This window comes from Corynebacterium lipophiloflavum DSM 44291, assembly GCF_000159635.1.
In the GTDB taxonomy this organism is placed as follows: domain Bacteria; phylum Actinomycetota; class Actinomycetes; order Mycobacteriales; family Mycobacteriaceae; genus Corynebacterium; species Corynebacterium lipophiloflavum.
On the sequence record NZ_GG667192.1, the window covers coordinates 517,449 to 536,500 of the forward strand.

General features: G+C 65.9%; 15 protein-coding genes. 3 read left to right on the forward strand and 12 right to left on the reverse strand.

Going from position 1 to position 19,052, the window contains the following annotated elements; all coding sequences use genetic code 11:
• Positions 1-157: 157 nt before the first annotated feature.
• From HMPREF0298_RS05570 to lexA, 3 genes are all read right to left on the reverse strand, one after another.
• A complete protein-coding gene (locus HMPREF0298_RS05570; RefSeq protein WP_006840147.1) occupies positions 158-1,138 on the reverse strand; it encodes a 1-phosphofructokinase family hexose kinase in 981 nt (326 codons plus the stop codon).
• An 89-nt stretch (positions 1,139-1,227) separates the two neighbouring features.
• Positions 1,228-2,013 carry a DeoR/GlpR family DNA-binding transcription regulator gene (locus HMPREF0298_RS05575; RefSeq protein ID WP_006840148.1) on the reverse strand — a complete coding sequence of 262 codons (786 nt, stop codon included), beginning with the start codon at positions 2,011-2,013 and terminating at the stop codon, positions 1,228-1,230.
• Between the two features lie 135 nt (positions 2,014-2,148).
• On the reverse strand, positions 2,149-2,838 hold the full coding sequence (gene lexA, locus HMPREF0298_RS05580; protein WP_006840149.1) for a transcriptional repressor LexA: 690 nt from the start codon (positions 2,836-2,838) through the stop codon (positions 2,149-2,151).
• A gap of 415 nt (positions 2,839-3,253) precedes the next feature.
• Between lexA and HMPREF0298_RS12175 the strand changes: the two genes are divergently transcribed.
• Both HMPREF0298_RS12175 and nrdR read left to right on the forward strand, forming a co-directional pair.
• A complete protein-coding gene (locus HMPREF0298_RS12175; RefSeq protein WP_006840150.1) occupies positions 3,254-3,430 on the forward strand; it encodes a hypothetical protein in 177 nt (58 codons plus the stop codon).
• Between the two features lie 46 nt (positions 3,431-3,476).
• Positions 3,477-3,935 carry a transcriptional regulator NrdR gene (gene nrdR / locus HMPREF0298_RS05585; protein ID WP_006840151.1) on the forward strand — a complete coding sequence of 153 codons (459 nt, stop codon included), beginning with the start codon at positions 3,477-3,479 and terminating at the stop codon, positions 3,933-3,935.
• Positions 3,936-4,026: 91 nt separating this feature from the next.
• Here the strand turns inward: nrdR and hrpA are convergent, their stop codons facing one another.
• The 4 genes from hrpA to HMPREF0298_RS05605 form a co-directional block, all read right to left on the reverse strand.
• Positions 4,027-7,926, reverse strand: a complete 3,900-nt coding sequence (gene hrpA, locus HMPREF0298_RS05590; RefSeq protein ID WP_006840152.1) for an ATP-dependent RNA helicase HrpA — start codon at positions 7,924-7,926, stop codon at positions 4,027-4,029.
• A gap of 15 nt (positions 7,927-7,941) precedes the next feature.
• Complete coding sequence (locus HMPREF0298_RS05595; protein WP_006840153.1) at positions 7,942-8,898, reverse strand: hydrogen peroxide-inducible genes activator; 957 nt, start codon at positions 8,896-8,898, stop codon at positions 7,942-7,944.
• A gap of 44 nt (positions 8,899-8,942) precedes the next feature.
• A complete protein-coding gene (locus HMPREF0298_RS05600; protein WP_006840154.1) occupies positions 8,943-11,489 on the reverse strand; it encodes a DEAD/DEAH box helicase in 2,547 nt (848 codons plus the stop codon).
• A gap of 81 nt (positions 11,490-11,570) precedes the next feature.
• A complete protein-coding gene (locus HMPREF0298_RS05605; RefSeq protein ID WP_040422556.1) occupies positions 11,571-12,683 on the reverse strand; it encodes a PAC2 family protein in 1,113 nt (370 codons plus the stop codon).
• 231 nt (positions 12,684-12,914) lie between these two features.
• On the opposite strand from HMPREF0298_RS05605, the gene HMPREF0298_RS05610 reads away from it, so the two are divergent.
• Entirely contained in the window at positions 12,915-14,033 is a 1,119-nt protein-coding gene (locus HMPREF0298_RS05610) for a DUF4192 domain-containing protein (protein ID WP_006840156.1), read from the forward strand.
• 3 nt (positions 14,034-14,036) lie between these two features.
• Here the strand turns inward: HMPREF0298_RS05610 and galE are convergent, their stop codons facing one another.
• The 5 genes from galE to HMPREF0298_RS05635 all read right to left on the reverse strand — a co-directional run bounded on the left by galE (position 14,037) and on the right by HMPREF0298_RS05635 (position 19,008).
• Complete coding sequence (gene galE / locus HMPREF0298_RS05615; RefSeq protein WP_006840157.1) at positions 14,037-15,023, reverse strand: UDP-glucose 4-epimerase GalE; 987 nt, start codon at positions 15,021-15,023, stop codon at positions 14,037-14,039.
• 36 nt (positions 15,024-15,059) lie between these two features.
• Positions 15,060-15,749, reverse strand: a complete 690-nt coding sequence (locus HMPREF0298_RS05620; RefSeq protein ID WP_006840158.1) for a metal-dependent transcriptional regulator — start codon at positions 15,747-15,749, stop codon at positions 15,060-15,062.
• Between the two features lie 145 nt (positions 15,750-15,894).
• Positions 15,895-16,890: a sigma-70 family RNA polymerase sigma factor gene (locus HMPREF0298_RS05625; protein WP_006840159.1), complete on the reverse strand. Its 996-nt coding sequence runs from the start codon at positions 16,888-16,890 to the stop codon at positions 15,895-15,897.
• Positions 16,891-17,016: 126 nt separating this feature from the next.
• Positions 17,017-17,451, reverse strand: coding sequence for a D-aminoacyl-tRNA deacylase (dtd, locus tag HMPREF0298_RS05630; protein ID WP_006840160.1), 435 nt, complete (start codon positions 17,449-17,451; stop codon positions 17,017-17,019).
• Positions 17,452-19,008, reverse strand: coding sequence for a DUF7782 domain-containing protein (locus tag HMPREF0298_RS05635; RefSeq protein WP_006840161.1), 1,557 nt, complete (start codon positions 19,006-19,008; stop codon positions 17,452-17,454).
• Between the last annotated feature and the right edge of the window lie 44 nt (positions 19,009-19,052).

Here is a 19,052-nt window from a genome sequence, read left to right on the forward strand (position 1 = left end):
GGGCCATGGCGTCGGCGATCAGCTGGGCGGGGTCGCTCGTGCGACCGGCTGCGTCCAGCAGCTTCGCCAGGTGCTCGATGACCTCGCGGGGGCGCGAGCCAGCGTCGACGTCGAGGGCGACGAGCTCGGGCGCCAATAGGTGCGGGTTGTCCACCGGCTACCTCGGCTGCGGCTCGAGCGCGACGACGTGGGTGTTGGCAGTGTCCACCTCGTCGGGTGTAGGAATGCCGGTGCCGGGCTTCGCGGCCGCGGCCGAGCCGTAAGCGACACTGCGTCGCAGGCACTCGTTAAGTTCGGCGCCCTCGACGCGAGCCATGATGTATCCGGCTAGCGCGCAGTCACCGGCGCCCACGGTCGAGCGCGTCGTCATCGGGGGAGCGGTAGCCGCCCACGCGCCGGTGGCAGTGACCAGGCACGCCCCGGCGGAACCGAGGGTGACCAAAACCTCCTTGACACCGTCGCTGATCAGCTTGCGGGCTTGGTGAACGATGCTGCGGTAGTCACCCGAAGCGGCCTGGCGCTCCAGGGCGTCGCCGTCGGCGCCGGTGAGCTGGGCGAGTTCGAAGGCGTTGGGCTTGATCACGTCCGGCGAGGCCGCGCGCAGCTGACGTCCCAGCGCCGCGAGCGGGGCGTCGGAGGTGTCGACAGCGATTACGGCACCCGGGCAGGCCTTGCGTACAGCCTGGGCGAGCGTGGAGTACCACGACAGTGGCGCCCCTGGGGGCAGGGAGCCGGCCATGACGACGGCGTCGGCGCGCGTTTCGGCAACGGTGGAGATGAGCACGTCGGAAATCCGCGCAACGTCTTCGTCGCGCAGCTGCGGCCCGGTCTCGTTGACCTTCGTGGTGGAGCCGTCACCCTCGGTCAGCGTGGTGTTGGTGCGGATTGCGCCGGCGATGGGCACGCCCTTGAGCGGAATGCCGGCGTTGCGGCAGATCAGCGTGAACGGGTCGGTAGGCCCGCAGGGGGCGATGGCGAGGGTGTCGCGGCTCGCGTTCGTGCACGCGTGGGAGACGTTAATTCCCTTGCCGCCCGCCTCCCGGTGCGCGGAAATGGTGCGGTTGACGCCGCCACGTTCGAGGAAGTCGAGCTCCAATGTGGCGTCGATACTTGGGTTGGGCGTGAATGTGATGATCACTTCTGTCGGGGTCCTCCCAGTTCTTACTACCCCAAGTATGTCCGGTCGTGTCCGGTCGGTCAATGTGGGCGCGGTGCGTGTGACGGACGCTACGCCTCGGCGAGAACGACCTCGATGCCGTGCTGGGAAAGCTCGCTGACAATCGATTCTGGCGCGCCGGAATCGGTGATCAGGACATCTATTTCATCGAGGGAGGCGAAGCTGACGAGGTAGTCGTTGCCAAGCTTGGTGGAGTCGCACAGCACGACGACAGTGCGGGCGTTGGTGACCATCGCCGTCTTGATCGCGGCCTCCTGCGCATCGGCCGTGGACAGGCCGTGGTCGACGCTGAGCGCGTTCGTTCCGATGAATGCGACGTCGGCGCGCATCAGGGCGAGCGAGCGCAGCGCCATCGCGCCGACGACGGCCTGGGTGATCGCGCGGACACTGCCGCCGAGCAGCTGCACGTGCGATAGCCCCGAGGTGGAAAGCTCGAGCGCGATGGGAAGCGAGTTTGTCACGATCGGCCATGTTCCAGCGCGCGGGTCGGAGGCGAGCAGCGAGGCAAACGCGCTAATCGACGTCCCCGAGTCGAGGAAGATTCCCCCTTCGGATTGCTCCGGCAGGTACTTCAGGGCCTTGCGCGCGATAGCGGACTTCGCGGTCGACGCGGAGCGCGAGCGCGCGTCCAACGAAAACTCCGTGGTGGAAAACGTTTGGCTGGCGACTGCCCCGCCGTGGACCCTGTGGATCACGCCCTCACGGTTGAGAACCGCCAGATCGCGCCTGATCGTCTCGGCGGTGACGTCAAATTTTTCAGACAGCTCGGTGACGTTGACGCGACCCTCAATGGCGGTCAACGACGCGATCTGGCGTCTGCGTTCCTCTGCGTACATCGGCGAACAATCCTCGGGGTAATCGTGCGGTAAAAAAGTAATCGGTCGCCATTGTTCCAAAAGAAGTCTGTCCGCTTAAGTGGGATTGCGCCCGAAAGCCCTCACACGGGGGTGGTATTCGGGCGCCTGCGCGCGTTAAAGGGTGCGGAAAACGGACACCACGCGGCCCATGATCTCCGCTTCATCGCCCTTGATCGGGGAGAACGCGTCGTTATGGGGAAGCAACCACACCCCGGTGGTGTCCTTGTGGAACTCCTTGACGGTCGCTTCGCCGTCGAGAAGCGCGGCGACGAACTCGCCTTCCTCCGCGACGGGCTGGGAACGAACCACAACCCAGTCGCCGTCGAGAATGCCTGCGTCACGCATCGACTCGCCGACGACGCGGAGCATGTAGAGCTCGCCGTCTCCGAGAAGCTCCTGCGGCAGCGGGAAGTAGTTGTCGACGTTCTCCTCGGCGAGGATGGGGGAGCCGGCAGCGATCTGGCCGACGACAGGAACGTAGCGCGGCTGGGACGCGTCCTCGGGTGTCGGCGCGGCCTTGGGCTTGGTCTTGCGCGAGCTCTTCTGCGAATCCGGGAGGTGGCGCAGATCCACGGCGCGCGGCTTGTTCGGATCGCGGCGCAAAAAGCCCTTCCTTTCCAGCTCCTTGAGCTGGTAGGCGACCGAGGACGTGGACTGCAGCCCGGCGGCATCGCCGATCTCGCGGATGCTCGGCGGGTAACCGCGCAGGACGACGGCGTCCTGGATTACTTCAAGAATGCGACGTTGGCGATCAGACAGAACGCTCATGTCGAGGTTGGTCGGGTCGTCCTTCTTGCGTGGCATGGCTGCTCCTGGGAGTTCGTGGTTGTCGGCGAAAAACGTGGCCTGCTTGCAAAAGTACCAGAAGTGGCAAGTTTGTTCGACATTTTCGCTCCCGGTATGGACAAAGTCGCACCCCCGTGCTATAAATCGAACACATAGACGGACTCGAACATACGAGCGGTGCTTTTGTTCGAAGATGTCCGAGCGCGAAATACACTTGAATCAAACAACAAAGGAGAACACCATGACCATCCAACTCGACCGCCCGCACGCTGCACATACTTCCTCAACGTTCGCTGGTTCAGGGGAACTTCCCGCCGCTGTGTGGGATCTGCCCGCTTCCGAAAGTCGCACGAGGGAGGTTCGTCATGTTCGAACCTTAAGCCGCGTTGATCGAAACTCTGGTCGTCTCGATTCAAGTGTCGCTAGCCCGGTTATGGCCAACAGTGACGTTTTCGAATCCCGCCACGAAAAGCGCGCCAGCCTGCTGATGGGAGCGGCCCTGGGGCTCGCGCTGATCCTCGGCTCCGCGGCGGGCGGCGCCTTCGCCACCGATTCGGCGGATTATGTTACGGGCGCCACCTCGGACGTTACGGCGGCTTCCGCGCGCTAAATCCCGCGCCTTAGCGGGGGAAAAAGCGCGCGCTAGAATCGTCCACATGCACTGCCCGTTTTGCCACCATGCACAGTCCAGAGTGCTCGACTCCCGCGTGATCGACGGCGGGTCAGCGATTCGCCGCCGGCGAGAGTGCTCGGACTGCGTCGGGCGCTTCACCACCGTGGAGAAGGCCATTTTGATGGTGGTCAAACGCAACGGCGTGAGTGAGCCGTTCGACCGCGACAAACTCATCAGTGGCGTGCGTCGAGCGTGCCAGGGGCGCGACGTGTCCGACGACGCCCTCAAGCGGCTCGCACAACAGGTGGAGGAAACCGTGCGCAGCCACGGCAGTTCCCAGGTCGACGCGAACGACGTGGGCCTCGCGGTGCTCGAGCCACTGCGCGCCCTCGATGAGGTTGCTTACCTGCGCTTCGCCTCCGTGTACAAGTCGTTTGAATCCGCCGACGACTTCGAGTCCGAGATCCGCCTCATGCGCCGCCGCGACCGCGAGGATTTCTAAACGTTCGGTGCTGCTGCAGCCCTGCAGCTCAGCGACGCCGACACACCTGCCGCACCGCATCCGCGCGTCACGGGTTGAGAACCCGAACGCGCTAGCGCAGGGCGTCGACAAGCTTCTCGATGCGTCTCTGGCTCACCGGTTTTGGGATGCCGAGGCGCTGGGCGAACAGGCTCACCCGCAGCTCCTGGATGCGCCACAGAATATCTTTTATGTCCTTGGACTTTTCTCGCCCGGCCGGCAGCGTGCGCAGCTTCGCGTTGAGGTAGGCGTGCGTCGCAGCGACGACATCTTGGCGGTCGGCGTCACGGTCGGGGTCGATCGCCATGTCCTCCAAACGAATCCGCATTGCGTCAATGTAGCGCGGCACGTGCTTGAGATAGGCCAAGCCGTGGACGGTGATCGCATGGGCGGGGAGGAAGAAGGCGAGCTGGCCGCGCATGTCGTCGATTGCCGGGCCGGTCCACTTCTCAAGCTCCTGCGTGATGGCGGAGTACTCCACCAGCACGGGCGCGAGGGCGACGATCTTCTGCCTCACCTCAGCGCCGACTTTCGGCTTAATCTCGCGCACCAGGGCGTCGAACTCCTCCGGGGAGCGAACCGGGCCGCCGGCGGCAAACATGAGGTCACGCAGCGTCGCCACGCGGGCGTCTTCGACAAGGCCTGCCGCACCGCCGTGCGGGTAATTGTCCACGGCTACCTTCTGGCGCAGCGGCAGCCCCTTGGTCATCTGGGACGTGTTGACGCGGACTTCGCGCAGCAGCAGCGTCAAAGTCGCCGTGAGCATGGACGCGTCCGCTGCCGCCTTGGTCGGGTGAACGGTGACTTTCACACCCTCGGCGGTGGCCTCCAGCGCGGGGTACGCGTCGACTCGGTTTCCGTCGATGGTGGTGGTGACGGTCTCCGGGACCTCGCCAATCGTCTCGGAGGTCCAGGTGGAGGCGCTGGCCGTCTCCGCGGTGCGGCTCGCCTTGGACACCGACGAGCGGATCTTGCCGGACTGGCGCTGCTTCAGCGCCTCCAGATCCTTGTCGTGGTCGATGATCTTCCCGCGCTTGTCAATCGCCGCGAACGTGATCTTCAGGTGCGGCGGTAACGACGCCGGCCGGAAATCGTTGCCGTCAATCCCGGCGCCGCCGATGGAGCGCAGAACCTCGGCGAGGTTGTCGGTCAGCGGCTGCTCCCGCGGCGAAAGCTTCGGCAGCGCCATGGCTGCGAAGTCGGGCGCGGGGACGACGGAGCGTCGCAACGCTTTGGGCAGGGTGCGAATTAACTCCGTGACCAGCTCCGCGCGAAGGCCGGGCACGAGCCAATCGAAGCCGGTCGCCTCGAACCCGGCCAGAAGAGGCACCGGCACCTCCACGGTCACCCCGTCGAGCGGATCACCGGGCTCGAAGGTGTAGCGCAGTCTGTAGTCGATCGACCCCTGGCGCCACGCGGTGGGGAAGTCGGAGTCGGAGGCATCGACATCGTCGTTGACCAGGTTGTTCGGGTCGAAGTTGAGGTAGCTGGCGTCCTCGTGGCGCTTCTTCTTCCACCACGAGTCGAAGTGGCGTGCAGTGGTCACCTCGGCGGGCAGGCGGGAGTCGTAGAAGTCGTACAGCGCATCCTCGTCGACGACGATGCCGCGGCGGCGCACCTTGTCCTCGACCGCGGCGGCGTCGGCAAGCAGCGCCTCGTTATGGTCGATAAACGTGTGGTGGCGGTTCCAGTCCCCGCCGATGAGCGCGTGGCGGATAAACATCGACCGCGCGCCCTCGGCGTCAACGCGGTGGTAGGGAACGAGCCGGTCGTGCACAATTGGCAGCCCGTACAGCAGCGACGTTTGGTGCACCATCGCGCTTGAGCGCTTGCGCGACCACACCGGCTCCGAGTAATTGTGCTTCAGCAGCGCGCCCGCGGCCGACTCCACCCATTCCGGCTGGATGCGTGCGACATCGCGCGCCCACAGCCGAGAGGTTTCAACCAGCTCGGCCGCCATGAGAAACTCCGGCGGCTTCTTCGCCAACACCGAACCCGGAAACACCATGAACCGTGTGCCGCGGGTGCCCTGGAACTCCTTCGAGTTGCCGTCGCGCACCCCGATATTCGACAGCAACCCCGTCAGAAGCGACTTGTGGATCGCGTCGGAGTCGCGGTCGTTAGCAACGTTTTCCGCGCGCGAGAAACCCAACTGCTTTTCCACGTCGCGCAGCTGCCGCACCAGGTCATACCACTCGCGGATGCGCATGTAGTGCAGGAACTCACGCTTCATCCGCTTGCGAAACGCGTTGCCGGATAGCTCATCGCGCGATTCACCGATGTAGTCCCACAGCTTGAGCGCGGAGAGGAAGTCGGAGGTCGTGTCCTTGAAGCGCGCGTGCGCCTGATCCGCCTGGGCCTGGAATTCGAGCGGGCGCTCGCGCACATCCTGGATTGTCATGTAGGCGACGATCACCGTGACATCGTCGAGTACGCCGAGGCGATTGGCCTCGACGAGCATCCGGGCCATCTTCGGGTCGACCGGGATACGGGCGATGTTGCGACCGATGGCGGTAAGCACGGGGGCGCCGTCGCGCTCCTTGTCGCTGGTGGCGCCCAGTTCGTGGAGCACGGCCAACCCGTCTCGCACTGACTTCGGGTCCGGGGGCTGCAGAAAGGGAAACTCGCTGATGTCGCCGAGGCGAAGCGAAATCATCTGCAAGATCACGCTGGCGAGGTTGGTGCGCAGAATCTCCGGGTCGGTGAACTCGGGCCTAGCGTCGAAGTTCTCCTCGGAGTAGAGCCGGATGGCGATTCCGTCGGCAACGCGGCCCGAGCGCCCGGAGCGCTGGTTGGCCGAGGCCTGAGAGATTTCCTCGATGGGAAGGCGCTGCACCTTCGTGCGGGTGGAGTAGCGCGAGATGCGCGATAGGCCGGTGTCCACCACGTAGTGGATCCCTGGAACCGTCAGGGAGGTCTCGGCGATGTTGGTCGACAGCACGATGCGCCGGCCCGTGTGGGGCGAGAACACCCGGTGCTGCTCGGCGTTGGACAGCCGGCCAAACAGCGGGGTGACTTCTACAGAGCGCCAACGTTTCTTCTCCAGCGCCTCCATGCAGTCGCGGATGTCGCGCTCCGAGGCGAAGAAGCACAGGATGTCGCCCTCGCCTTCGCGCATCAGCTCCTCGATGGCCGCGACAACGCCATCGATCATGTCCACGTCGGTCTCCTTGCCGTTGACCGTCTCCACTAGCGGGCGGTAACGGATCTCGACGGGGTAGGTGCGCCCGGACACCTCGATGATCGGTGCCGGGTTTCCCTCGGCGTCGCAGAAGTGCTCGGCGAAGCGCTGCGGATCGATCGTCGCCGAGGTGATAACCACCTTGAGGTCCGGGCGACGGGGAAGGAGCTGCTTGAGATAGCCGAGGAGGAAGTCGATGTTGAGGGAGCGTTCGTGGGCCTCGTCGATGATGATCGTGTCGTAGGCGTTGAGGAAACGGTCGCGCTGCATCTCGGCGAGCAGGATGCCGTCGGTCATCAGCTTGACCGCCGTGGTGGGGGAGACGCGGTCGTCGAAACGGATGGCGTAGCCCACGGTCTCGCCAATGCCCTGGCCGAGCTCGTCGGCGATGCGTTCGGCCACGGTGCGCGCCGCGAGCCGGCGCGGCTGGGTGTGGCCGATCAAACCCCGGCGGCCGCGCCCCAGCTCGAGCAGCATCTTCGGGATCTGGGTGGTCTTGCCCGAACCCGTCTCACCCGCGATGACCACCACCTGGTGGTTGCGCATGAGTTCCATGATGTCGTCGCGCCGCGCGGACACAGGCAGCTGCTCGGGGTAGGTGATCTTCGGCACCGCGGCATCGCGCGCCGCAACGGTGGCGGCTGCGGCGTCCAGGTCGTCGGCGATGGCGCGAAGCACCTGCGGTGCGCGAGCCTTGTCCAGGCGTCGGCGAAACCGCCTCACCTCGGCCAGCGGTAGGCTGTCGAGGCGGGCGAGGAGCTCGTCGCGGGTGGGGTGGGAGGAATCGTTCATATCTGCCGAACGATTCTAGCTGGCGACGACGCTCCTGCTTCGTTGGATCACCTCCGTGTGCGCTCGCGTGATCAGCTCCCCGAGCGCCTGGTGCTCCGCCGCGCGTGCCGACGACGGCCTGGCGACAAGTCCGATCGTGCGCTCCGCCGAAACCGACGGGGCGAAGGTCGCAAGGCCCAATCCGGGGCGGGTGCACTCGGTCGCCACGGCGGATTCCGGGACGAGCGTACAGCCCAGCCCCGCTACGACGAGCTGCATGATGGTGGTCAGCGAGGACGCGCGCGTGGAGTACTCCCCGTTGCCGGGGTTGCTCATCTGGGCGACGCGGCACAGGTCGATGATCTGATCGCGCAGGCAGTGGCCGTAGTCAAGCAGCAACAAGTCGAGCTCGCGCAGGTCGGCGAGAGTGAGGTCACGGCGGCCCGCCAGCGGGTGTTCCTCGGGCGTGACCACGACGAAGCGCTCGCGAAACAGCACCGATTCGCGCATCCCGGTGTGACCCGTGGGCACGGCCAGGATGGCGACGTCGATGGAGCCGTCACGCAGCTGTTCGAGTAGCGCGGGCGTTTGCTCCTCGACGATCTGGGGTTTCAGGTCCGCGTAGTGCTTGCCCGATTCCTTGAGAAAGTCGGGGAGGATATACGGGGTCAGCGTCGGGATAATCCCGAGCGTGAGCGGGCCCGAGAGCACACCGAGTGCGCCGCGCGAACGGGTGACAAAGGCATCCGCCGCCTCGAGGGTGGCGCGAGCAAGAGGGAGCAGTTCCTCACCGACCGGGGAGACAATCACCTTCCGCGTGGAGCGCTCGATGAGCTGGATACCCAGTCCGGTTTCCAACGCGACGAGGGCTTGCGACAGCGACGGCTGGGAGATGTTGAGCTTGGCAGCAGCAGCGCCGAAGTGCTTGTTCTCGGCGATGGTGACGAACGTCCGCAGCTGAGCGAGGGTCGGGCGGTACTCTTTATTGCTCATGCCTATGAGTTTACGGTACGAAAGTTCCCGTCTGCTTAGTTAGATCAAACTTTTTTCATCACCAGCTGACTCAGGCGCACTTCCCCTGCCTGGTCCGAGGCATCCAGGTCGACCACGCCGTGGAGCTGGAACGATTTATCGCCGGCTGGATCCTTGAGCACCTGCACAACTGACCACTGCCGGCCGCTCTCGTCCGTAACGCGGAAGTATTCGGGCCCGCGCGCGTCGGCGTCGAGAAGCACATCGTCATACTCGTCGAAGTAGTCGTCCAACTCCGCCGGCCAATCGGGCGCGATGGCCCCGCTCGCGGCGGCATCGTCATCAAGGTAGGAGAGCATCTCGGCGAGCTGATCTTCCTTTTCAAGCGCAAATAGCTCAACGATCCGGAAGAAGTAGTTGCGCACCATCACGCGGAAGGCGCGGCGGTTTGCCGTCAGGGCGGAAGGGTCCTCCACGCCGAAGGCGAGCTCGCGCTCGAGCGCCTCCTGCGAGATCGGGGAATCCTCATCCGCCATGTGCGCCCACTCGTCGAGCAGCGAGGAGTCGACCTGGCGCACAAGCTCGCCGAGCCAGGCGATGATGTCGCCCAGCTCGTCGTTAAGAAAGGCCTCGGGGATGGAGTGAGACAGCGTGCGCCACGCGTCGGTGAGGTAGCGCAGGATCACACCCTCCGAACGCGCGAGGCCGTAGGTGGCAATGAGGTCGGAAAACGTCATCGCGTGCTCAATCATGTCGCGCACGACCGACTTGGGGGAGAGCTCGAACTCCTTCGCCCAGGGGTTGCCTTGCGCAAACGTTTCATAGGCCTGCTCCAGCTCCTCCTCGAGCGGCTTGGGGTAGGTCACGTCCTCGATCAGCGCCATGCGCTCGGTGTAGTCCACGCCATCGGCTTTCAGCGCGGCAATCTCCTCACCGCGCGCCGCGGATTGCTGCGCTTGGAGCAGCTGGCGCGGATCATCCAGGATCGCCTCGAACGTGGAGATGACATCCAGGGCGTAAGTCTCCGACTCCGGGTCGAGGACGGTCAAAAACGCCAGCGCGAAGGGGGAGAGCGGCTGGTTCAATGCGAAATCGCGGTCCAACTCCCGGGTGAGCGTGTACGGGCGCATCGCGGGCGAATCCGGGGTGCGCTCGACCACCTGCGCGTTGACGAGCCCGCGGAAAAGTTCGACGGCGGTGAGGATGTCACGGTTTTGCTTGGCCCGCGTGTCGTGGTTGTCGCGCAACAGGCGCATCATGTGCGCGTACCCGTCGCCGGGGCGAGCCACGACGTTGAGCAGCATTGAGTTGGACACCCGGAACTGGCTCGTCAGCTCCTCCGGCTCGGCAGTGGTGAGCCGCTCGAACGTCTTCTCCGACCAGGACACCTCGCCGTCGCGGGCGGATTTCTTGCGAATCTTCTTCAGCTTCTTCGGGTCGTCGCCCGCCTTGCGGCGCAGCTTGACGTTCTCGATCTCGTGCTCCGGCGCCTCGACGACGACAGTGCCCTCCGTGTCGAAGCCTGCGCGCCCTGCCCGGCCCGCGATCTGGTGGAACTCGCGCGACTTCAAAACGCGCTGGCGGGTGCCGTCGTACTTCGCCAACCCTGTCATCAGCACGGTTCGAATCGGCACGTTGATACCCACACCGAGGGTGTCCGTGCCGCAGATGATCTTCAACAGGCCCGTTTGGGACAGCTTCTCGACGAGCCTGCGGTACTTCGGCAGCATCCCCGCGTGGTGCACGCCGATGCCCCGGCGCAGCAGCGATGACAGTGTCTTGCCGAAGGTGGTGGTGAAGCGGAAATCGCCGATCTCGTCCGCGATGCGCTGTTTCTCCTCCGCGGTGACGATGCTCATGCTGGTCAGCGCCTGGGCGCGTTCGGTGGCCTCACGCTGGGAGAAATGGACCACGTAGATGGGGGCCTTGCCGGAGTCGAGAAGTTCTTCGAGCGTCTCGTGCACGGGGGTGAACACATAGTGAAAATCCAACGGCACGGGCCGCTGCGAACCGCCGACGTAGGTGGTGGGGCGGCCGGTGCGCCTGGTTAAGTCCTCCTCGAGCCACGCGGTGTCGCCCAGGGTGGCCGACATCAGCAGGAACTGGGCCTTGGGCAGTTCAAGTAGGGGAACCTGCCACGCCCACCCGCGATCCGGTTCGGAGTAGTAGTGGAACTCATCCATCACCACCTGGTCGATGGAGGCGTTTTTGCCCTCACGCAGCGCGATGTTGGCGACGATCTCCGCGGTCGCGGCGATGATCGGCGCGTGGGCGTTGACGGTGGCGTCACCGGTCATCATCCCGACGTTTTCCGGCCCGAAGATCTCGCACAGGGCGAAAAACTTCTCGCTGACCAGTGCCTTAATCGGGGCGGTGTAAAACGAGCGCTGCCCGCGCGCCAACGCGATGAAGTGCGCCGCGTTCGCCACCATCGACTTGCCCGACCCGGTCGGGGTAGCCAAAATGACGTTTTCTCCGGTCAACAGGGCGAGAGATGCCTCTTCCTGGGCGGGGTAGAGCGCAATGCCACGCTGTTGGGCCCAGGAATTGAACACATCCCAGACCACCTCATCGAAAAGGGATTCCGGGACGTCGGCGAGGTCGGGAAGCATGTCGGCTAAAGTCACGCCTTCAACCGTAGCCGAGGGCCGCGACACGGCCCCGACACAGCTCGCGCTCCCGGTCTCGGGGGCTTACTGGTCGTCGTCGGGGTCTTCGACGTCGCCCGTGCTGTCCTTATCGTCCAGCCCGCGCTCATCGGTGTCGGCATCGTCGTCGCGCTCGGTATCCGATGCCTCGCCCAGGTAAGTGTTGTAGTGGTCCGCCAACCGGCTGTCGACGTTTTCGCCGAAGGGCAGCGCGCGCTCGCCGAAGCTGTCGTTGTCGCGGTCGTCGATGGCGGAGAGGAAGTTCTCGAAGGCCTCGCCAATCTCCTCGCCGCTGGGCATCTGCGCCTCACCCGGCATCATCGCGTTGGGGTGGCTGTCGCGGTACTCCTGCATCTCCGAGTCGTAGTGCTGCTCCAGGGCAGCGACGACCTGGGAGATCTCCTGCGAGGACGCGGTCTGCTCCGCCAGCTGGCGCGAGACGCGCTGCATGTCGTGCTCCAGCGAACGAAGCGGAAACTGCAGCTTGCTCGCGTCGGAGACCGACTGCAGGAGCTGGTAGGTGGCGCTGGGGTAGGGAGAAGCCGAGACGTAGTGCGGAACGTGCGCCGTATAACCCGCAACCTTGCGGCCGCGGCCGTGAAGCACGCGTTCGATCATGATCGCCGCCGAACCCGGCACGGTGACCATCCCGTCGAAGGTGAACATCGTACCCACCAGCTCCCGGTCATTGCCGTGCGCGGAGACGACGAGAGGGCGGGTGTGCGGCGCGCCCATCGGGGCGGCGTAAAGGCAGATGGTCTTGTCCACGTTGAAGCGATCCACAAGATCCGCCACGGCCTCGCTGAACGCCTCCCAGCGCAGGTCGGGTTCCGGCCCCGACAGCAGCAGAAACGACTGCCCCTCGGTGTCGCGCAGCACGCGCATGTCCAGCTGGAGGTCCTCCATGCTGGTGATTTCGCTGTGCGCCATGGTGACGATGGGCCGGCGCGAGCGGTAATCAATCAGCTCGTCGTTGTTGAACGTCGCCACCGTGCGCGACTCAAACGCTGCCTTGAGGTGGTCCGCCGCGCCTTCGACGGCGTGGCCGGCGTCAGCGTAGCCCTGCATGGCGATAATCAGGGTTGGTCCGGATGGCCCGTCCCCGACCGCGGGGGCGGGGTACTCTAGCTCATACATGTGACGTTCGTGGTCCGTCATCTGTGCTCCTTTGCATCCCTGGGCCATCTCGCGCCCATCCATTCACTGCTTGCAACAACGATGGGGCGGGCGCGAACATTCCCGTACCGAGCATTCCATTGTGCCGGATGACGCGGCCGCGCGCCATGTCGGGGCCGGGTCTTGTGGATAAACCCGGCTTATCCACAGGCAGCACCCATCGTGCATGGTGCGCTCGGAACTTCCCCCCGTGCCGCGGTGTCGGACAAGAGTATGGATCTGACACCAGGAACACTCAAAGGACCACAAGACATCATCGCCGCCTTGCCGGGAATCTTCGGCTTCTACCCTCAAGAATCCACCGTCATCGTCGGGATCTACCCCGCGGATAGCGACGGCACGACCCGCCTGGGTCCTGTCATGCGCGCCGACCTCGCCCACACCCGCCACATGCTGCCCGCACTCATCGACACCCCCGGCGGCGAGTGCATCGCCTTCTACGCGGTCATCATCAGCCGCATCCCCAATTCCCCGCTCGTGGAAGAGACCAAGGAGCTGTTGTTCAACTTCTCGTCCGCCGAGGGCACCTCCCTTATTGACGCCTGCTGGCACGTGTCCGAAATTGCCCACGGCACCCCGTACACCATCGTCTTCGGCCCTAACCCAGCGCATCTCGCGCACGTTGACCGCGGTGAGGAGTGGGTCTCCGGCACGGTGCCGTGCGTCGTCTCCTCGCCCTCGATGGCGCCGCTGTTGCACAACGGGGCACTGCCGGAACTCGACCGGGCGGACACCTTCCGCTTCTTCGAGGCGTGGGACGATATCGACCCAACCCACCCGGACTGCGACCCGGCCGCCGCCGCACAGCGCGCCGCCGAACTCGCGCTGCTGCGCGACACGGACACAGCCACGCTCGCAGCCGAGATTGATGACGCCTGCGCGCTGCTCCACGAGGTCCGCCCGCGCCCGATGATCCACGAGGTGGCGCGCCCGTCAAGGGCCAGCATCTTCGCCCACCCGGGCGACGGGGTAGACCTCGCCGCGATGCTCGCGATGCGCTGGTCGCGCGACCTGCTGGTGATTGACGCGCTGAAGTCCCCGCTCAGCGCGGCAGCCGCACTGCTGTGGGTGGCCAAGGCTTACCGCGGTGAAATCCGCGCCAATGCGTTGACCCTGTGGGCTACCGTCGCCACCTCCCGCCACCTCAGCTCGTGGGCCGTGGTGGCGCTAGCCTGCGCCCAGGAGGAAGTCCCCGGCCACAGCCTGTCGGAGCTGCTGCTGACCATGCTGCACAACGGCCTGCAGGAGAACCTTGTCGAGACAGCCCAGTCGGGCTGCGCGATGGCGTGGGCGGTGTTCGACACAACGCGCGCCACCCTCGGCGGGGAGTGAGAGCTAGCGCCCGGGGGCGGCGTGGGAGCGATCGCCGAGCTCGCGGGTGAACTCCCACGCATCCTCGACGATGCGGCGCAGCTGCGTGCGCGTCGGATCCCAGCCAAGCTCGCGCTGGATCTTCTCGGAGGACGCGATCAAGACAGCTGGGTCGCCGGCGCGCCGGGGAGCGACCTCCGCGGGGATCGGGTGGCCGGTGACCTCGCGGCAGACCTCGATGACCTCGCGCACGGAGTAGCCCTCGCCCGAGCCGAGGTTGAAGATGCGGTGCGTGCCCGGCGCAGAAGATTCCAAGGCGAGGACGTGGGCATCGGCGAGATCGCGGATGTGGATGTAGTCGCGCACGCAGGTGCCGTCCTTGGTGGGCCAGTCGTCGCCGAAGATCATGATCTTGTCTCGGTAGCCCAGCGCGACCTGCAGGACCAGCGGAATGAGGTGCGTTTCCGTTTTGTGGTTCTCGCCGATCTCGCCGTGCGCGCCGGCGACGTTGAAGTAGCGCAGGCTTGTCGCGGCCAGGCCGTATGCCTGGCAGTAGGAGGTTATCGCGTAATCGATGGCCAGCTTCGTCGCCCCGTACGGGTTGGTCGGCCGCGTCGGGGCGTCTTCGGTGATCGGCACCGTCTCCGGCTCGCCGTATGTCGCGGCGGTGGAGGAAAACACCAGCCTTGGCACCCGGTGCGTGCGCATCGCGTCGAGAAGCGCGAGCGATGTGACCAGGTTGTCGCGCCAGTACTCGTGGGGGACGTCCATGGACTCACCGACGAGCGAGCGCGCCGCGAAGTGCAAGACTCCGTCTACGTCATTGCCGGCCAGGGTGGCATCGATGACCTCGTCGATCCTCCCCTCGACAACGGTGGCGCCCGCGGGCACGGCCTCGGGGTTGCCGGTGGAAAAGTCGTCGACCACGATCACCTCGTTGCCGGCGTCGAGAAGCACCTTGGCGCAGACGCTTCCGATATATCCGGCGCCACCTGTGACGACGAGCTTCATGGTGAGACTGTCCTTCCTCCGGGGGAACTAGCGGTATTAGGCGATCGGGCTGACGCGAAACGCGTGGGCGATGTCGCCGCGCAACGAAACGGAAGAACCGGTTTCGGACGTGACGATAATGCCGCCGTCGACGCTTCGGCTGAGGGTGACGACGCTGTCGATGCCAATGTCGGCAGCCTTGAGCTCGCGGAACACGGGTAGGTCGAGCTGCAGAATCTCGCTGATTTGCACCACGCGGGCTTTCACGGGAGAGGCGAAGTCGAGATCGATTGCCCGGGTGCCGTGCTCGAGAGTGGCGTCCTCTTCCACGCCGAGCTCGGCGAGCGCGGGAATCGGGTTGCCGAAGGGGGAGCGGTAGGGGCTGTCCAGCACAGCGACGACACGCTTTTCCACTTCCTCGCTCATCACGTGCTCCCAGCGGCACGCCTCTTCGTGGACACGGGACAGGTCTAACTGGAGGACGTCGGTGAGCAGGCGCTCGGCGAGGCGGTGCTTGCGCATCACCGCGGTGGCGCGCTCGCGCCCAACCTGGGTCAGAGACAAGGAGCGATCCGGCTCAACGACGATGAGTCCGTCGCGCTCCATGCGCGCGACGGTCTGGGAGACGGTTGGCCCGGACTGGTCGAGGCGCTCAACGATGCGGGCACGCATCGGAACAATTCCCTCTTCCTCCAGCTCGTAGACCGTTCTCAAATACATCTCGGTCGTATCTACTAGGTCACGCACGCTTGCCAATCCCTCTCACGCTCATGCCGGCCGCCAGCGGCGCACCCGCCGCCGCGTGCCTAGCGATTCTTCGACACATCCTAACAAACGCGCGAGCGCACTCGGGCGGCGTACCTCGAAACGCTTGACAGCGCACCCAGCGGGGCTACAGCGCGTAATCGCGCAGGCGGTCGGCGCGCTCGCCGACGCGCAGCTTCGCCATGACCTCACGCTCAATCTGGCGCACGCGCTCCCGGGACAGTCCGAACTGGCGGCCAATCTGGTCCAGGGTGCGCGGCACGCCGTCGTCAAGGCCGTAGCGCAGACGGATCACGTCCTGCTCACGCTGCTCAAGTCCGCCGATGATGTCCTGGATGTCATCGTGGCGCAGGCTCGAGACCACGGCGTCCTCCGCGTCGGTGGCCTCCGCGTCCTCGATGAAGTCACCCAGCGGCGCCTCCTCGTCCGCACCGACGGGCATGTCCAGGGAGACCGGGTCGCGCGACTGGCGCAGCAACATCTCGATCTTGGACTCCTCGATTCCGGACTCGTCCGACAGCTCCTCGTTCGTCGGTTCGCGGCCCAGGGACTGGTACATCTCACGGCGGATGCGCGAGAGCTTGTTCACCTGCTCCACCAGGTGAACTGGCAGGCGGATGGTGCGGGACTGATCCGCCATGCCGCGCGTGATTGCCTGGCGGATCCACCAGGTGGCGTAGGTGGAGAACTTAAATCCCTTGGCGTAGTCGAACTTCTCCATCGCGCGGATCAGCCCGAGGTTGCCCTCCTGGATCAGGTCCAGCAGCGGCATGCCGCGGCCCGTGTAGCGCTTCGCCAGAGAGACAACCAGGCGCAGGTTCGCTTCGAGCAGGTGAGAGCGCGCCCGGCGGCCCTGCTTGGCCAAGATCTTCAAATCGCGCTTCTTGGCGCGGGTGAGCTTGGTGTCCGGATCGTCTAAAAGGAACTGTGCGTAGAGCCCGACCTCGATGCGCTGGGCCAGCTCCACCTCCTCGGCGGCGTCGAGCAGTGCGGTCTTGCCGATGCCGTTGAGGTACACGCGGACCAAGTCTGCCGACGGATTGTCATTCGTCTGATTCCGGCGACTGCCACGATCAACGGGTTCTTCCTGATCAGCGGCGGGAGCATGATCCGGTTGAGTCATGTTTGTTGGCCTCCTAAAACGGTGCGGGTCTAATGCCTTAACGGGCGAGGCTCACAGTTTGTTCCCGGCTTCCGCAACGCGACTATCCGCGCTGTTCAGGGCGCGTTTGACGGCCGAGTTCCTCGCTCAGGCTTCGACCAAGACTGTGAACGGGCCCCGGTTGACGCTGGCGACGTCCATCATCGCCCCGAAGCGCCCCTGCTCGACGTGGATGCCGCGGCTGCGCAGCTCCGCCGCGATGCGCTCGATTACCGGCTCCGCGACCTCTGCGGGCGCCGCGTCCGCCCAGGAGGGCCGCCGGCCCTTTGCTGTGCGGCCGAGCAGCGTGAACTGGCTGACCAACAACACTGCGGCGCCCGCTTCCGTCACGCTGCGCTCACCGTCGAGGATGCGCAGCTCCGCGATCTTGTGTGCGACGGTACGCCACGCGTCATCGGCGTCGCCGCGGCCGACTCCCACCAGGGCGAGAATGCCGCCGGTGTCGGGGCAGTCGATCGCGCCGACGACCTCGCCGTCGACAGTGACGCTCGCCCGGGAAACGCGGGTCAGCACGGCCCTCACCTACAGCACCCCCAGTTCCACGATGTCGGCGGGGATGATCAGCCCGTGGCGGATGAGGTCGACGGCCGCCGCGGCCGCGGAGTGGGCCAGTTCGTCCGCGGCGGCGTCGTCAAGTCCGCGCGACGCGGCGAAGAGCCCCACGACGTCCCCCAGGCTCAGTCCGCGCGGGTTGAGGCCCGCGAGCACGGAGCGCAGCGCCGCGTCGATGTCATGGCTAAACCGCGGCCCGTCGGTGCGCGTGGCGCGGGTGACGTGGTGCTCGAATCCCATGCCCGTCTCAGCGTCGGCGACGCTGACCTCCTCGAGCGCGAGCCCCGGGCGCACCAGGTAGCGCGCCTGAAGCACCTCGTCGTGGCTGCGGCCGCGCAGCCAGTCCATGCGGGTGAAGTACTCCTCGACCTCCGGGCCGAGCGCGTCCGTGAACTCGTGCGACAGGGTTTCGGCAGTGACCTCGGAAGGGGCGTCGCCAATGTCGCGCAGGAACACCCAGCCGAAACCGACCGCGCGCACACCTTCGGCGGCAAAGTGGTCAAGCCAGGCGGCGGTGCGCTCGACGCCCTCGCGCGAGCGGGGGTCAATCGACTCGTCGCGCAGCCACGTGGAGACGTAGAAGCCGGGGTCGACCACGTCGCGCTGCACAACCCACGCCGAGACACCCGTCGGCGGCAGCCAGGAGGCGACGCGGCTTTCCCACGACCCGTCGACGAGGTGGACCCAGGAGGCGAGGATGTGGGCGCTGCCGGAGGGCGCGAGGTATGCCGGGGCAGTGCCGACCACGAGCTTGCTGGCCTCATCCAGCCACAGGCCCGAATCGCGGTACACGTGGCCGACCTCGGGCAAGCCGACGACAAACGGCGGGTTGGCGACAATCCGGTCGAAGCGCTCGCCGGCGACCGGCTCAAACCACGAGCCTTCGCGCAGCTCGACGTTGCGCACCGCGTTCGCCGCCAGGGTCGCCTCCGCCAACTCGAGAGCGCGAGGGTGAACATCAGTGGCCACCACCTCGACCGCGCACGAGGACTGGGCAATCGCCTGCACGCCCGAGCCCGTGCCAAGGTCGAGCACCCGCTCCACCGGCGAACACGGGGTCGCCGAGAGCAAGGACAGCGACGCCGATCCCACGCCGAGCACGTGGTCGCGGCCCGGCACGTGCGCGCTGACGGAGGTGTCGAGGTCGGAGATGACAAACCGGTTCTCGCCCGCGATCACGTGCGGGCGCACGTCGAGCGCGACCTGCGCCTCACCGGCGGGGTTGAGGCGCGCGAGGTGGGCGTCGATAAGCGACAAAGCGAGAGCGGGGGAGAGCAGCTCGGCGAGCGTATCGACGCCCATCGGCTCGCGCAGCAAGAAAAACCGGATCAGCCCAGAGAGCTGAGAGGAGTCGCGGCACGCGTGGCGCACCACGCCGGGCTCGCCGCGGTAGAGCGCCTCCGTCGCCTCCGGCCCAAGGTGGGCGGCGATGCCGTCAGCGCTAAACGACGCTCGCTTGAGCGCCTCGGCGAGCGCGGCGGCGGTTTCGGGAAGGCTCGGCGTGGGGTTGTCACTGATCCTGTTCATCGTGGTCGATGATAGCCCCACCCGGCAGGCCGGACGCGGTGCCC

What these genes read in the sequence shown, in the direction of transcription:
- HMPREF0298_RS05575 (WP_006840148.1), bottom strand. Translation starts at nt 2,013, where the DNA reads ATGTACGCAGAGGAACGCAGACGCCAGATCGCGTCGTTGACCGCCATT.
- lexA (WP_006840149.1), bottom strand. Translation starts at nt 2,838, where the DNA reads ATGCCACGCAAGAAGGACGACCCGACCAACCTCGACATGAGCGTTCTG.
- HMPREF0298_RS12175 (WP_006840150.1), top strand. Translation starts at nt 3,254, where the DNA reads ATGGCCAACAGTGACGTTTTCGAATCCCGCCACGAAAAGCGCGCCAGC.
- nrdR (WP_006840151.1), top strand. Translation starts at nt 3,477, where the DNA reads ATGCACTGCCCGTTTTGCCACCATGCACAGTCCAGAGTGCTCGACTCC.
- hrpA (WP_006840152.1), bottom strand. Translation starts at nt 7,926, where the DNA reads ATGAACGATTCCTCCCACCCCACCCGCGACGAGCTCCTCGCCCGCCTC.
- HMPREF0298_RS05595 (WP_006840153.1), bottom strand. Translation starts at nt 8,898, where the DNA reads ATGAGCAATAAAGAGTACCGCCCGACCCTCGCTCAGCTGCGGACGTTC.
- HMPREF0298_RS05600 (WP_006840154.1), bottom strand. Translation starts at nt 11,489, where the DNA reads ATGCTTCCCGACCTCGCCGACGTCCCGGAATCCCTTTTCGATGAGGTG.
- HMPREF0298_RS05605 (WP_040422556.1), bottom strand. Translation starts at nt 12,683, where the DNA reads ATGACGGACCACGAACGTCACATGTATGAGCTAGAGTACCCCGCCCCC.
- HMPREF0298_RS05610 (WP_006840156.1), top strand. Translation starts at nt 12,915, where the DNA reads ATGGATCTGACACCAGGAACACTCAAAGGACCACAAGACATCATCGCC.
- galE (WP_006840157.1), bottom strand. Translation starts at nt 15,023, where the DNA reads ATGAAGCTCGTCGTCACAGGTGGCGCCGGATATATCGGAAGCGTCTGC.
- HMPREF0298_RS05625 (WP_006840159.1), bottom strand. Translation starts at nt 16,890, where the DNA reads ATGACTCAACCGGATCATGCTCCCGCCGCTGATCAGGAAGAACCCGTT.
- HMPREF0298_RS05635 (WP_006840161.1), bottom strand. Translation starts at nt 19,008, where the DNA reads ATGAACAGGATCAGTGACAACCCCACGCCGAGCCTTCCCGAAACCGCC.